A 13,621-nucleotide genomic window follows, 5' to 3' on the forward strand; every position below is an offset into this window, starting at 1 on the left:
AGCGGCGTGCGCGTCGCACGGCTGCCACCCCGTTTGCGTGATGACAGGAGGAGCGACATGGTAGTCGCCGTGTATCCCGGTACGTTCGATCCGCTGACACGCGGGCACGAAGACCTCGTGCGGCGTGCATCGAGCATTTTTGATACGCTGGTGGTCGGTGTTGCCGACAGCCGCGCGAAGAAGCCGTTTTTCTCGCTGGAAGAACGTCTGAAGATTGCGAACGAGGTGCTCGGCCATTATCCGAACGTGAAGGTGATGGGTTTCAAGGGCCTGTTGAAGGACTTTGTCCGCACCAACAACGCGCGCGTGATCGTGCGCGGCCTGCGTGCCGTGTCCGATTTCGAATATGAGTTCCAGATGGCGGGGATGAACCGCTATCTGTTGCCCGACGTGGAGACGATGTTCATGACGCCATCCGATCAGTATCAGTTCATCTCGGGGACGATCGTGCGCGAAATCGCGCAGTTGGGCGGCGATGTCAGCAAGTTCGTGTTCCCGTCCGTCGAGAAGTGGCTGACCGAGAAAGTCGCCGCGATGGGAGGCCCGGCCGCGTGACGCGGCGCCGGCCGGTTTCGCTGCGAAGCCGGCCGCTGGCCTGAAGAAGTGAGATCAGTATGTCTTTGATGATTACCGACGAGTGCATCAATTGCGACGTGTGCGAGCCAGAGTGCCCGAACGGCGCGATTTCGATGGGCCCGGATATCTACGTGATCGACCCCAACAAGTGCACCGAGTGCGTCGGCCATTTCGACGAACCGCAGTGCCAGCAGGTGTGTCCGGTCGAATGCATTCCGCGCGATCCGCAGCATGAGGAATCGCACGCGCAGTTGATGGCGAAGTATCACGCGTTGATCGCCGCGAAGGGTGACGACGCGCAGTGACCGTGTGGTGACGCGAGCGTCGCAACGTCATGAATTCCCTGACCGGCGCCGTTCGGCGCCGGTTCCACTTCTCCCTTCGCTTCAGCCGATCAGGTCGCGCAATGCCGCGACGAGCGCGTCGCATTCGGCGTCGGTGCCGACGGTGATGCGCAAATGCTGGTCGATGCGTGGCGCCCGGAAGTGCCGTACAAAAATTTCCCGATCCTTCAGCTTTGCCGCGATCGTGCCCGCATCGTGCGCGGGATGGCGCGCGAACACGAAATTCGCGCTCGACGGCACGACGTCGAAACCGAGTGCCTCCAGCGCGTGCGTGAGCCGCGCGCGGCTGTCGATCACGCGTCGGCAGGTCGCACCGAAGTAGTCGGTGTCCTCGTATGCCGCCTGCGCGGCGACCTGCGCGAGCCGGTCGAGCGGATAGGAATTGAAGCTGTCCTTCACACGATTCAGTGCGTCGATCAACGCCGCATCGCCGAACGCGAAGCCGACGCGCATGCCCGCGAGCGAGCGCGCCTTTGACGTCGTGTGCACGACGAGCAGGTTCGGATGGCGGTCGATCAGCGTGATCGCGGATTGCGCGCCGAAATCGACGTACGCCTCGTCGATCAACACGACCGACGACGGGTTCGCGGCCGCAATCCGCTCAATGTCCGCGAGCGGCAGCGCGCGCCCGGTCGGCGCGTTCGGGTTCGGAAACAGCACGCCGCCCACATCGTCGAGATAGTCTTCGACACGGATCGAGAAGTCGTCCGCGAGCGGCACGATTGCGGTCTCGACACCGTACAGGCGCGCGTAGGTCGGGTAGAAGCTGTACGAAATATCGGGAAAGCGCAGCGGCCGGTCATGCTTGAGCAGTGCCTGGAACGCGTGCGCGAGCACCTCGTCGGAGCCGTTGCCGACGAAGACCTGCTCGGGCTTGATGCGATGATGGGCCGCGACCGTCTCGCGCAGTGCGCGCGCGAGCGGGTCGGGATAGCGGCGCAGCGTGTCGCCGGTGTCGCCGAGTTCGCGTGCGATCGCCGCGACGACGCGCGGCGAAGGCGGATAGGGATTCTCGTTCGTGTTCAGCTTGACGGGGTGTGCGAGCGCGGGCTGTTCGCCCGGCACGTAAGGCACGAGTTGCTGAACGATGTCGCTCCAGTAACGGCTCACCGCTTGGCTCCTGACGGGCAAAAACAACCAGATTACCGCATGTGGATGCGGCGGTGCGCGATTGCGCACGACCGAGACGCCGCCCGGCGGCGCCGGACGGCACGTTGCACCATGCCGGTGCGGTGCGCAGTCAGTTGCGATGCAACTGCATCGTCGCGCGGTCGAGTTCGCCCTTGACGACCATCGGCATGACGGCGAGCGCACGCTCGATCGATGCGTCGATCACGTCCTGCTCTTCGCGGCGCGGCGGCTTCAGCACGAAGTTTGCGACGTCGGGCTTCGCGCCGGCGCGCGCGCCTTCCGGGATCAGGTCGCGCGGATGGCCGATGCCGATGCGCAGGCGCCAGTACTGCTGCGACGACAGATGCGCGGTGATGTCCTTCAGACCGTTGTGACCGCCGCTGCCGCCGCCGAGCTTCAGCTTCACCGTGCCGGGCGGCAGATCGAGTTCGTCGTGTGCGACGAGGATCTGGTCGGGCAGGATCTTGAAGAAACTCGCGAGCGCGACGACCGACTGGCCGGAGCGGTTCATGTAGGTTTGCGGCTCGAGCAGGTGGACTTCCTCGCCGTGCAGGCGCGCCTTCGCATAGAAGCCATGGAAGCGGCGCTCGTCGCGCAGCGTCGCGCCTGCTTCGCGGGCGAGCTGGTCGATCAGCCAGAAGCCGGCGTTGTGGCGCGTCGCAGTATATTCTGCCCCGGGATTGCCGAGGCCGACGATCAGTTTGATCATGACGTTTCGTAGGCGGCAGCGCCCGCCTGGGCGCAGAAAAAGAAAAACCCGCCGGGCAAGCCGCGGCGGGTTGTGTCGACCGTTTCTCGAAACGGATCGAACGGGCGCGTAGGCGGCCGTTTAGGCAGCCGGCGTTTCGCCTTCGCCTGCTGCGTCCGACACGGCACCAGCCGGGACCGTCGCCGATGCGACAACCGGGTTTTCCGCGTCGACGTGCGCGACCAGCGTCACGCCCTTCGGCAGTACGATGTCCTTCGCGTGCAGCGACTGACCTGCTTCGATCTTCGACAGATCGACTTCCAGGAATTCCGGCAGAGCCGACGGCAGGCACTCGACTTCGATTTCCGTCGTGACGTGCGAGACGATTGCGCTCGACAGCTTCACTGCCGGGCTGACTTCAGCGTTCAGGAAGTGCAGCGGCACCTTCGTGTGCAGCTTCTTCTTCGCGTCGACGCGCTGGAAGTCCACGTGCAGCACGAGTTGCTTGAACGGGTGGTATTGCACGTCGCGCAGCAGAACCTGTTGCGACTGGCCAGCCACTTCGAGGTCGAGGATCGACGAGTGGAAGGCTTCCTTCTTCAGTGCGTGCCACAGCGCGTTGTGATCGAGTTCGATCTTTTGCGGGGCTGCTTCGCCACCGTAGACGATACCCGTGGTCTTACCGGCGTTGCGCAGGCGGCGGCTCGCACCCGTACCTTGCTGTTGGCGCTCGAAAGCGACGACTTTCATGTGATTCTCCATTAGCTGCCCGCGACCAGGCAGTAAAACGGGGCCGGCGAAATGGCGGCCCCCGATGAAACGGACGGGGCTTCGTCTATCCCGTCCGATTGTGCAAAAAGCGAAGCGTTGCCGCTTCGCTTTCCGCGCATGCTATGTCGTGTCGTTCCGCGATCAGGATTCCGCGAACAGCGACATCACCGAGTCGCCGCGGCGAATCCGCGAGAACGTTTCGGCCAGCAGGCTCGCGCTCGTCAGCGAGCGGATCTTCGAGCACGCCAGCGATTCTGCCGACAGCGGGATCGTATCGGTGACGACCAGCTCGTCGAGTGCCGATGCGGCGATGCGGTCGGCGGCGCCGCCCGACAGAACCGGGTGCGTCGCGTACGCGAACACCTGCTTCGCACCGCGATCCTTCAGCACTTGCGCGGCCTTGCAGAGCGTGCCGGCCGTATCGACCATGTCGTCCATGATCACGCAGGTGCGGCCTTCGACTTCACCGATGATGTTCATCACTTCGGCGACGTTCGCCTTCGGACGACGCTTGTCGATGATCGCGAGATCGCAGTTGAGCTGCTTCGCGAGTGCCCGGGCACGGACCACGCCGCCGACGTCCGGCGACACGACGAGCAGATCCGAGTAGTTCTGCTTGCGCAGGTCGCCCAGCAGGATCGGCGTTGCGTAGATGTTGTCGACCGGGATGTCGAAGAAGCCTTGAATCTGATCGGCGTGCAGATCCATCGTGATGATCCGCTCGACGCCGGCGATTTCCAGCATGTTCGCGATGACCTTCGCCGAGATCGCGACGCGCGCCGAGCGCGGGCGACGGTCCTGGCGGGCATAGCCGAAGTAGGGGATGGCGGCAGTGATCCGGCCGGCGGACGCACGCTTGAGCGCGTCGACCATGATCATCAGTTCCATCAGGTTGTCGTTCGTGGGCGCGCACGTGGATTGCAGGACGAAGACGTCCTTGCCGCGCACGTTTTCCTGGATCTCGACCTGGATCTCGCCGTCGGAGAAACGGCTGACCATTGCTTTGCCGAGGGGAATTCCAAGGATATTGACGACTTCCTGGGCGAGCGCGGGATTCGCGTTGCCAGTAAAGACCATCAAGCCATCATGGCTGTGGCTGCTCATCGTGCACCTGCTTCAGGCTTAGGCGGGAAATGCGGGAAAATTTTTGGCAGGGGAGGAAGGACTCGAACCCTCGCATGCCGGAATCAAAATCCGGTGCCTTGACCAACTTGGCGACTCCCCTACACTCAACTGATAACTTCACCGGACTTGTAGGCTATCCGATAAAGCAAAACTTCATGACGCGAAAGCGAAGAGCGGATGCTCGTTCAGACTCTCGGCAACTGCACCGTTCCAACTGGTGGGCAGCTTGGCTTTCGCCGCTTCTGCCTCGTGCCTGCTATGAAACGCTGCAAACACGCTTGCTCCGGAGCCGGTCATCCTCGCGGGGGTCACATCATACAACCATTTGACCACCTGCGCAACTTCCGCGTACTTACTTGTCACAACTTGCTGCATGTCGTTCCGGCCGAAGCTGTCTGGCCATCCCGCATCGCTGCTTTGCTGTGCAAGAAAGTCCGTAATTGTGACGCGCTTCGTATCTCTTGTCAACAACTCATCTGAAAAAATTTCAGCGGTGGGGACATGAACTCGTGGCGTCACAACCAAGAACCAGCGAGTCGGCAATTCTACCTCAGCTAATTCTTCTCCGATACCCTCAGCGAACGCATTTTTTCCAAAAACAAAAAACGGGACGTCCGCGCCGAGTTTCACCGCGAGCGACTGCAGTTCCGTGCGCGGCAGATCGAGTTGCCACAGGCGGTTCAGCGCGAGCAGCGTCGTCGCCGCGTCCGAGCTGCCGCCGCCGAGGCCCGCGCCCATCGGCAGGCGCTTGTCGATCTCGATGTCGACGCCGGCCGTGGTGCCCGTGTGCGTTTTCAGCAGGTTGGCCGCGCGCACGACGAGATCGCTTTCCTCGGGCACGCCCGGCACGTCGGTGACGCGTGCGACGCGACCGTCGTCGCGCAGCGTGAAGTGCAGCGTATCGCCCCAGTTCAGCAGCTGGAACACGCTCTGCAGATCGTGATAGCCGTTCGGTCGACGGCCGGTGATGTGCAGGAACAGGTTGAGTTTCGCGGGCGCAAGGCAGTTGCGCAGCGAGCGGATCGAATCGGTCATGCGTATGTCGGGGCTAGGTTCACGTGCTTACTGGTCGAGCACGAGCTTGATGTCGAGCGGCGGCGTCGCGCGCACGAGGTTGACGCGTTTGACGCCCGTCGCCGGTGCGTCCGCGTAGGCGAGATAGTCGATCGTCCAGCCGTCCTGGCGGATCTGCTTGACGTGCGTCGTGTCCGCGGGGTCGCGCACCGTCTGCGCGGGCGTCGCGGGCGCGGGCGTCGGCAGCAGCCAATAGCGCAGACCGGCCAGCGGCAGCGAGAAGCCGAGCGCGTTCTGCATCAGTTCGCCGACGTCCGTCGCGTATTGCGGCTGGCGGTTCGGCAGTTCGAGCGATGCGGCCTGCGGCGTCGATTTCACGACCGCGAGCGTCTGGCCGAGCGGGCTGCGCAGTTCGAGCGACACGTCGTCGCCGTGCTCCTGCCAGTCGAAGTTACCGTACACGTTCTGTGGTCGGCCGAGGCGGTCACTGTACTGCACCGCGAAGCGGCCGTGGTACGCGTGTGTCGCGGCCGTCTGCAGCACGGCGCCCGACGGCGCATTTGCCGACGGCGGCGTGCTCGCGCAGCCGACGAGCGCGAGCGCGGCGCCAGCCGCGGCAAGCGCGCGCAGCGCGCGGGAAGACGGGGAAAGCATCGGGAACATCCGCATCACAGGCCGTTGACCTGCAGGCGCTTGAGCGTCTGCACGAGCGTGTCGTTGTCGGGTTCGAGTTTCTGCGCGGCACGCCACGCGACGCGCGCGTCGTCCTGCGCGCCGCTCTTCCACAGCACTTCGCCGAGGTGCGCGCCGATCTCGGCGTTCGGCTGCAGCTCGTACGCGCGCCGCAGCACCTTCGTCGCGCCCGCCGTGTCGCCCATCCGGTACTTCACCCAGCCGAGGCTGTCCATGATGTACGCGTCGTTCGGCGCGAGCGACAGTGCCTTGTCGATCAGCTTGCTGGCCTCGGGCAGGCGCTGGTTGCGATCGGCGAGCGAATAGCCGAGCGCGTTGTACGCCTGTGGGTTGTCGGGCTGCGTGCGGATCAGCTCGCGCAGCTGCTTTTCCATCGCCGCGTAGTGGCCGGTCTTCTCGGCCGCCATCGCGTAGTCGTAGCGCAGGTCGGGATCGTCCGGGAAATCCTGGACTGCCTGCGCGAGTCGCGCCTCGGCTTCCGGATAGCGCTTCGCGGTGAACAGGATCGACGCATCGGTGCGTGCGACCACGGCCGCATCGCGCGGATCGCTGATCGGCAGGTCGTCGAGCACCTTGCGTGCCTCGTCGGTCTTGCCCTGTTTCTGCAGCAGCTGCGCGCGCGTGATCTGCGCGGGCAGGTAGTGCTGGCTCGTCTGGTCGACCTTGTCGAGCCATTGCGACGCCTGCGCATCGTTGCCCTGTTCGATCGAGATCTGCGCGAGGTAGATGTAGCCCTGGCCGACGTCGAGGTTCGGCTGCTTGTCGCCGAGCTGCACGTACTGTTTCAGGTACGCGCTCGCGTCGTCGAGCTTCTTCTGCTGGATCTTGATCAGCGCGAGCGCCATCAGCGGCGTCGGGTCCTTCGAGTCGAGCTTGCGCATCGTCTCGAACTGCTTCTGCGCGTCGTCGAGGCGGTCGTCGGAGAGATAGAGCTGCGACAGAGCGAGGCGCGCATCGCGCGACTTCGGATTCTGCTGAACATATTTCTCGAACGACGCGATGCCGGCCGCGCGCTCGGCGGGCCCCATCTGCGACAGCATCAGCGCCGCCGGCAGATAGTCGGGGCGGATCTGCAGCGCCTGCTTCAGCGACTGCGCCGCGCCTTCCTTGTCGTCGACCGCGATTTGCTGCCGCGCGATCGCGAGCTGCGCCTCGGGGCGGTTCATGTCGTTCTTCAGCATGTCCTTCAGCACCGCGAGGCCGCCGACGCGGTCGGCGCCGCGCACCAGCAGTGCCTGCAGCGCGAGGATCGCGGGGCCGCGCGTTTCACCGGTCGCGCGGGCCAGTTCGCGCGCGAGCATCGGCTGCGCGTCGGCCGGCTTGCCGGCGAGCACGAGCAGCGCGGCGTCGACTTGCGATGCGCGGTTCGAATCGGGTGCGTACTGGCGCCACAGATTGGCTGCGGACAGCGCGTCGGCCGGGCTTTGCGCGCCGAGCGCTATCTCGGTCGCACGCTGCGCCATGCGGGGGTCGCGCGTGTCGCGGGCGAGCGCGAGGTAGGTCTGGTAGGCCGGCGCGGGCTGGTTGCGCTGGAGCGCGACCTCGGCGGCCAGCACCTGGTAGACGATCTGGCTCGTCAGCGGGACGCCCGGCAGATCCTTTTTCTCGTCCGGCATTACGTGCTCGAACGCGCCCTGCGGCTCCGCGTCGTCCGATGCCGGATTCTGCGCGTGAGCCGGGAAGGCGGTGAGGGTCCACGCGGCGAACAGCGCGGCGCCGAGCGCACGGCGGACCGGGAAGGCGCGCGCGCCGCGCACGGCGGCGGGGCGCTTCAGAAGCAGCTTCGAGGGCAAGGTCATGGAAATCCGTTCGATGTTTCAACCGATTGTAACGCGCTCGCTACAATACACGCACGATCGTGAATCCAGTCTCAGACCCGCAAAACATGCCAGAGTTGCCAGAAGTCGAAGTCACGCGCCGGGGCATCGAGCCCTTTGTCGCGGGCCGCCGCGTCGAGCGTGTCGACGTCCGTACCGCGATGCTGCGCTGGCCCGTGCCGGCGGAGCTCGCCGAGCAATTGCGCGCGCGCGAGGTGCTCGCTGTCGAGCGTCGCGGCAAGTATCTGCTGTTCGAGGTCGACGCGGGCTGGTTCATCGTTCATCTCGGGATGACGGGCACGCTGCGCGTGCTGCCCGCGGCCGGCGTGCCGGTCGCCGCGAAACACGACCACATCGACTGGATCTTCGACGAATTCGTGCTCCGGTTCCGCGATCCGCGCCGTTTCGGCGCGGTGCTGTGGCACCCGCGCGAAGCGGGCGACGTGCATGCGCATCCGCTGCTCGCCAGCCTCGGCGTCGAGCCGTTCTCGCCGGCGTTCACCGGCGCGCTGCTGCACGCGCGCACGCGCGGCCGCACGGTGTCGGTCAAGCAGGCGCTGCTCGCGGGCAACATGGTCGTCGGCGTCGGCAACATCTATGCGTCGGAGAGCCTGTTTCGCGCGGGCATCCGGCCGACGATCGCCGCCGGCAAGGTGTCGCTGCCGCGCTACGAGCGGCTGGCCGACGCGGTGCGCGCGACCCTCGCCGACGCGATCGAGCGCGGCGGCAGCACGCTGCGCGATTTCGTCGGCAGCAACGGCGAAAGCGGCTATTTCCAGCTCGACTGCTTCGTCTACGACCGGGCGGGGCTACCTTGCCGCACATGCGGCACGCCGATCCGCCAGATCGTGCAGGGGCAGCGCTCGACCTATTTCTGCCCGACCTGCCAGCGTTGAGTCGCGCGTTGCAACCTCTTTCCAAAGATTCGAACACTTGAAGCCGCCCCGCATTGCTCCCGCTCCGTTCCCCGTCACACCGCTGCATCGCACGTTCGCCACGCGCCTGATCGCCTGGCAGCGCGTGCACGGTCGCCACGACCTGCCGTGGCAGAACACCCGCGATCCCTACTGGATCTGGCTGTCGGAAATCATGCTGCAGCAGACGCAGGTCTCGACCGTCGTCCCGTATTACACGCGCTTTCTCGAGCGCTTTCCCGACGTCGCCGCGCTCGCGGCCGCGCCGTCCGACGACGTGATGGCGCTGTGGGCCGGGCTCGGCTACTACTCGCGCGCACGCAACCTGCATCGCTGCGCGCAGGTCGTCGTCGCCGAGCATGGCGGCGTATTCCCGTCGACGCCGGAAGCGCTCGCCGAACTGCCGGGCATCGGCCGTTCGACGGCCGCGGCGATTGCGTCGTTCGCGTACGGTGCGCGCGCGACGATCCTCGACGGCAACGTGAAGCGCGTGCTGGCGCGGGTGTTCGGCGTCGAAGGCTTTCCGGGCGAGAAGCGCGTCGAGAACGACATGTGGGCGCTTGCGGAATCGCTGCTGCCGGATGCCGCGAACGCGGCCGACGTGAGTGCCTATACGCAGGGGCTGATGGATCTCGGCGCGACGCTGTGCGTGCGCGGCAAGCCGGATTGCGCGCGCTGCCCGTTCGCGGGCGACTGTGTCGCGCAATCGACGGGCCGGCAGCGCGAACTTCCGGCCGCGCGGCCGAAGAAGGCGGTGCCGACGCGCAAGACCTGGATGCTCGTGTTGCGCGACGGCGACGCCGTGCTGCTCGAGCGGCGTCCGCCGGCCGGCATCTGGGGCGGCCTATGGTGCCTGCCGCAGGCAGACGGCGATGTGGCACTCGCGGAACTCGCACGCGGCTTCGGCGGTGGCGGCCCGGTGCCGCTCGCGCCGTTCACGCACACGTTCACGCATTTCCGGCTCGAGATCGAGCCGCGGCTGAGCGATGTGGCGAACGGCGGGCGGCCGCTCACGCACGCGCAGGATGCCGAGACGGCGTGGGTGCCGTTGGCGGGGCTCGATGCGTACGGCGTGCCGGCGCCCGTGCGCAAGCTGCTCGATGCGTTGAGCGGGCCGCTGCTGTAAAGAAAAGGGAAGGGCGCGGCGCGCTCACGGAAGCGCCGGGCCGCCGCGGGTGTTTTGCCCGCCAGGATGATTCGCTCGGCGACGCCGCTGCGACGCGTTTGGCCAGCCGAGGCTTACAGCCATCCGTGCCGATCGAGCACGTGGTGCACGGCATCGATCCGCGCGCCGACGTCCGGAAATTCCATCAATTTCTGCCGCGCACGCAGGTCGAGCGGCAGCAGTTCAGCGAGGCGGTTCGATACCCAACTCGGGTCGTCGAGACGAAACGGTTCGGCGAACGGCATCTTGTCCGGTTCGGATTTCTTCAGCGCTTCGATGATGCGCTCCAGCACCTCGGCACACGAGCCGAATTGCGCGAGCGCCTGTTCACCTTCGAGCGGGATGTCGTCGGGCAGCGGCTCCGCGATCCCGACCAGCAGCCCGTTGCCTTCGACGCGATACGACAGCAGCTCGAATCGCTGCGTGCCGATCGCCTGCAGGTATAGCATCCCGAATTCGCCGGTATCGCACTCGGTGATGCGCGCCATGCAGCCGATCGTTTCGGGCACCGACACGGCGCCGTCCTGCGCGACTTCTGGCCCGCTCTTCAGCAGGCACACGCCGAACGGCGCGTCGTCGCGCAGGCATGCGCGGGACATGTCGAGATAGCGCGCCTCGAACACCTTGAGCGGCAGCCAGCCACCGGGGAACAGCACCGTGTGCAGCGGAAACAGCGGCAGGTCGATCAGGGTGGTCGATAGCGTGGACATGGCGCACCGGCAAGAGGGCGGTGTCGCTAAGGTCGTTCGACCTCGGCGACGAGCCGCGACGACGCGTCGACATCCACGGGCGCGTCACGATGCCGCACGATCACGTTCGCATCGTGCGCGAGGCGCGCGGCGAGCGTTTCCGCGATGAACACCGAGCGATGCTGACCGCCCGTGCAGCCGATGGCGACGGTCAGGTAGCTGCGGTTGTCTTCGCGAAAGTGCGGGAGCCATTTCGTCAGGAACGCATGGATGTCGTCGATCATCTGGTGGACGATCGGCAGTGCGTCGAGAAAGGCGATGACCGGCTGGTCCAGCCCGGTGAGCGGGCGCAGCTCATGGTCGTAGTACGGGTTCGGCAGCGCGCGCACGTCGAACATCAGGTCGGCATCGAGCGGCACGCCGCGCTTGAAGCCGAATGACTCGAACATCACCATCAGGTCGTTGTTCTTCTGCTCGATGAAGCGCTTGACCCACGTGCGCAGCACGTTCGCGCGCAGCGTGCTGGTATCGATCTGGTGGCCGAATTCGGCGAGCGGTGCGACCAGCTCGCGTTCGCGCTCGATCGCTTCCTCGAGCGACGACAGCAGCCCGACGTTCGCGTCGTGCGACGGCGAGCCGGACAGCGGGTGGCGCCGGCGCGTTTCGGAGAAGCGCTGGATCAGCGCCTGCGTGCTCGCGTTGAGGAACAGCACGCGGACATCGTGCTCGAGCGACAGCGCGCGGATCAGACCGGGCATTTCGTCCAGCGACGCGCTCGAACGCGCGTCGATCGCGACCGCGAGCCGGTGCTGGCCGCCGTCGGCCAGGTAGCGGGCGAGTTCGGGAAGCACGTGCGGCGGCAGGTTGTCGACGCAGTAGTAGCCTGCGTCTTCGAGCGCGTTCAGCGCGACGGACTTGCCTGAGCCGGAGATGCCGGTGATAAGGACGATGCGCATGGGAAGCAGAGAATCCTGACGTTTCATCATAGCACCGGCTCGACGCGTCGGCGCTGCGAGGCCGGCGCGGGGAGCGTTACACGAGCTTGCCGGGGAACTGACTGTCGGGATCTTGCATCGCGAGTCGTTGCCGATCCATGAAATCGCGCAACGTGTCGATTCCGCGCAACTGCAGGATCGTATTCCGCACGGCCGCCTCGACGAGCACCGCGAGGTTGCGGCCGGCCGCAACCTGGATCGTGACCTTGCTGATCGGCAGGCCAAGCACGTCGACCGTCTGGCTTTCCAGCGGCAGCCGCTGGAATTCGCCGTCCGGGCGGCGCACGAGCTGGACGATCAGCTTCAGCTTCATTTTCCGGCGGACCGCCGTTTCACCGAAGATCGTCTTGATGTCGAGCAGGCCGAGGCCGCGCACTTCGAGCAGGTTCTGCAGCAGCGGCGGGCAGCGGCCTTCGACGAAATCGGGGCCAAGTCGGACGAAGTCGACGGCATCGTCCGCGACGAGGCCGTGGCCGCGACTGATGAGTTCGAGGCCCAGTTCGCTCTTGCCGAGCCCGGAGTCGCCGGTGAGCAGCACGCCCATCCCGAGGATGTCGAGGAACACGCCGTGCAGCGTCGCGCGCGGCGCGAGGATGCGCGACATGTAGAGCCGCAGGCTGTCGATCACCGCGGCGGCCGACATCGGCGTCGTGAACAGCGGCGTGGACGAGCGCGTGCAGCGCAGCACGAGTTCGGGCGGCGCCGCAGCGCCGCCGGCGACGACGAGGAACGGTGGCTCGAGGGCGATCAGCTCGGCCATGTGGCGCGAACGGTCTTCGTCGGTCTGCCGCTGGTAGTAGTCGATTTCGGCTTCGCCGAGCACCTGGATCCGGTTCGGGTGGATCAGATTCAGGTGGCCGACGAGGTCGGCGCTCGACGTTGCGTTGGCGACGGTGTCGGCCGAAAAACCGCGCTCCCAGCCTTCATGCCCCGTCAGCCAGCTCAGCTTCAGCGTGGCCGCGTTGTCGTCGAAGATGCTCTGGGCGTTGATGCTGGACGTATCCATGACTCTCGTCACTCCAATGGGCCGGTGTGCAGGCGCGCGGCGACGGACGTCGCCATGCCGGGCGGCCCTGGACGACGGCGTATGCCGCCTCGTACCGGAAAAATTCCGCCCGGATCAACTCAAGGTTGCCACTGAGTGAGCAGGCGATGCAACTCGGCGATATCCGTTTCGTTGTGCAGACGCTCGCGCGCGTCGCGATCGGACAGCAGTTGCGCGATTTCCGACAGGATCTCGAGGTGCTGCTGGGTGGCTTGCTCGGGGACGAGCAGGAAAATCAGGAGACCGACGGGCTGGCCGTCGGGCGCTTCGAACGGGATCGCGTCGGCCAGCCGCACGAACGCGGCGAGCGGGTGCTTGAGCCCCTTGATGCGCCCGTGCGGAATCGCGACGCCTTCGCCGAGCCCGGTCGAACCGAGGCGCTCGCGCGCGAACAGGTTATCCGTGACGGTGCTGCGGGCGATGCCGTTCTGATTCTCGAAGATCAACCCGGCTTGTTCGAAGACGCGTTTCTTGCTGGTGACGGAGAGGTCGATGACGACGTTCTCTATGGGCAGGATTTTGGCTAGGCGATTCATGTTGGCAGGCGATTGGGCGGCCTGGGGTCTCCTTGCGGCGGCAGACTGATTTTCCATGTTCGGCGATATCAAGGCGTTCGGCATCGGAAACCTGCAAGGCAGCTACCGCACCCAACGC

At 65.8% G+C, this 13,621-nt stretch carries 15 protein-coding genes and 1 tRNA gene; 4 read left to right on the top strand and 12 right to left on the bottom strand.

What is annotated here, in order from left to right; all coding sequences use genetic code 11:
• Positions 1-57: 57 nt before the first annotated feature.
• Positions 58-555 carry a pantetheine-phosphate adenylyltransferase gene (gene coaD / locus DIE08_RS12240; RefSeq protein WP_006398238.1) on the top strand — a complete coding sequence of 166 codons (498 nt, stop codon included), beginning with the start codon at positions 58-60 and terminating at the stop codon, positions 553-555.
• A 59-nt stretch (positions 556-614) separates the two neighbouring features.
• Positions 615-881, top strand: coding sequence for a YfhL family 4Fe-4S dicluster ferredoxin (locus DIE08_RS12245; protein ID WP_059507779.1), 267 nt, complete (start codon positions 615-617; stop codon positions 879-881).
• A gap of 81 nt (positions 882-962) precedes the next feature.
• On the opposite strand, the gene hisC is transcribed toward DIE08_RS12245, so the two are convergent.
• From hisC to DIE08_RS12290, 8 genes are all read right to left on the bottom strand, one after another.
• Positions 963-2,030, bottom strand: coding sequence for a histidinol-phosphate transaminase (hisC, locus tag DIE08_RS12250; protein WP_124626301.1), 1,068 nt, complete (start codon positions 2,028-2,030; stop codon positions 963-965).
• A 130-nt stretch (positions 2,031-2,160) separates the two neighbouring features.
• Positions 2,161-2,760 (bottom strand): aminoacyl-tRNA hydrolase, encoded by a 600-nt coding sequence (gene pth, locus DIE08_RS12255; protein ID WP_059451462.1) that lies wholly within the window; start codon positions 2,758-2,760, stop codon positions 2,161-2,163.
• 120 nt (positions 2,761-2,880) lie between these two features.
• Positions 2,881-3,489, bottom strand: coding sequence for a 50S ribosomal protein L25/general stress protein Ctc (locus DIE08_RS12265; protein ID WP_124902036.1), 609 nt, complete (start codon positions 3,487-3,489; stop codon positions 2,881-2,883).
• 162 nt (positions 3,490-3,651) lie between these two features.
• Entirely contained in the window at positions 3,652-4,614 is a 963-nt protein-coding gene (locus DIE08_RS12270; protein ID WP_006483739.1) for a ribose-phosphate pyrophosphokinase, read from the bottom strand.
• Positions 4,615-4,658: 44 nt separating this feature from the next.
• Positions 4,659-4,735, bottom strand: a tRNA-Gln gene (locus tag DIE08_RS12275).
• 53 nt (positions 4,736-4,788) lie between these two features.
• Complete coding sequence (gene ispE, locus DIE08_RS12280; RefSeq protein WP_124626299.1) at positions 4,789-5,670, bottom strand: 4-(cytidine 5'-diphospho)-2-C-methyl-D-erythritol kinase; 882 nt, start codon at positions 5,668-5,670, stop codon at positions 4,789-4,791.
• 27 nt (positions 5,671-5,697) lie between these two features.
• Positions 5,698-6,318 (bottom strand): lipoprotein insertase outer membrane protein LolB, encoded by a 621-nt coding sequence (lolB, locus tag DIE08_RS12285; protein ID WP_124626472.1) that lies wholly within the window; start codon positions 6,316-6,318, stop codon positions 5,698-5,700.
• On the bottom strand, positions 6,318-8,141 hold the full coding sequence (locus tag DIE08_RS12290) for a tetratricopeptide repeat protein (protein ID WP_124626297.1): 1,824 nt from the start codon (positions 8,139-8,141) through the stop codon (positions 6,318-6,320). The genes lolB and DIE08_RS12290 overlap by 1 nt, the downstream gene beginning before the upstream one ends.
• Positions 8,142-8,227: 86 nt before the next feature.
• Between DIE08_RS12290 and mutM the strand changes: the two genes are divergently transcribed.
• Positions 8,228-9,055, top strand: coding sequence for a bifunctional DNA-formamidopyrimidine glycosylase/DNA-(apurinic or apyrimidinic site) lyase (gene mutM / locus DIE08_RS12295; RefSeq protein WP_124902037.1), 828 nt, complete (start codon positions 8,228-8,230; stop codon positions 9,053-9,055).
• A gap of 37 nt (positions 9,056-9,092) precedes the next feature.
• Entirely contained in the window at positions 9,093-10,199 is a 1,107-nt protein-coding gene (gene mutY / locus DIE08_RS12300; protein ID WP_124902038.1) for an A/G-specific adenine glycosylase, read from the top strand.
• 113 nt (positions 10,200-10,312) lie between these two features.
• Here mutY and DIE08_RS12305 read toward each other — a convergent pair whose 3' ends face one another.
• From DIE08_RS12305 to DIE08_RS12320, 4 genes are all read right to left on the bottom strand, one after another.
• Complete coding sequence (locus DIE08_RS12305) at positions 10,313-10,948, bottom strand: LON peptidase substrate-binding domain-containing protein (protein ID WP_059598835.1); 636 nt, start codon at positions 10,946-10,948, stop codon at positions 10,313-10,315.
• A 26-nt stretch (positions 10,949-10,974) separates the two neighbouring features.
• Positions 10,975-11,883, bottom strand: a complete 909-nt coding sequence (gene rapZ, locus DIE08_RS12310; protein WP_059526093.1) for an RNase adapter RapZ — start codon at positions 11,881-11,883, stop codon at positions 10,975-10,977.
• A gap of 76 nt (positions 11,884-11,959) precedes the next feature.
• Positions 11,960-12,928, bottom strand: a complete 969-nt coding sequence (gene hprK, locus DIE08_RS12315; protein ID WP_010090664.1) for an HPr(Ser) kinase/phosphatase — start codon at positions 12,926-12,928, stop codon at positions 11,960-11,962.
• Positions 12,929-13,047: 119 nt separating this feature from the next.
• Positions 13,048-13,587, bottom strand: a complete 540-nt coding sequence (locus DIE08_RS12320; RefSeq protein ID WP_059598834.1) for a PTS sugar transporter subunit IIA — start codon at positions 13,585-13,587, stop codon at positions 13,048-13,050.
• Positions 13,588-13,621 lie beyond the last annotated feature (34 nt).

The sequence above is a fragment of the Burkholderia sp. Bp9004 genome (assembly GCF_003858025.1).
Classification (GTDB): Bacteria; Pseudomonadota; Gammaproteobacteria; order Burkholderiales; family Burkholderiaceae; genus Burkholderia; species Burkholderia diffusa.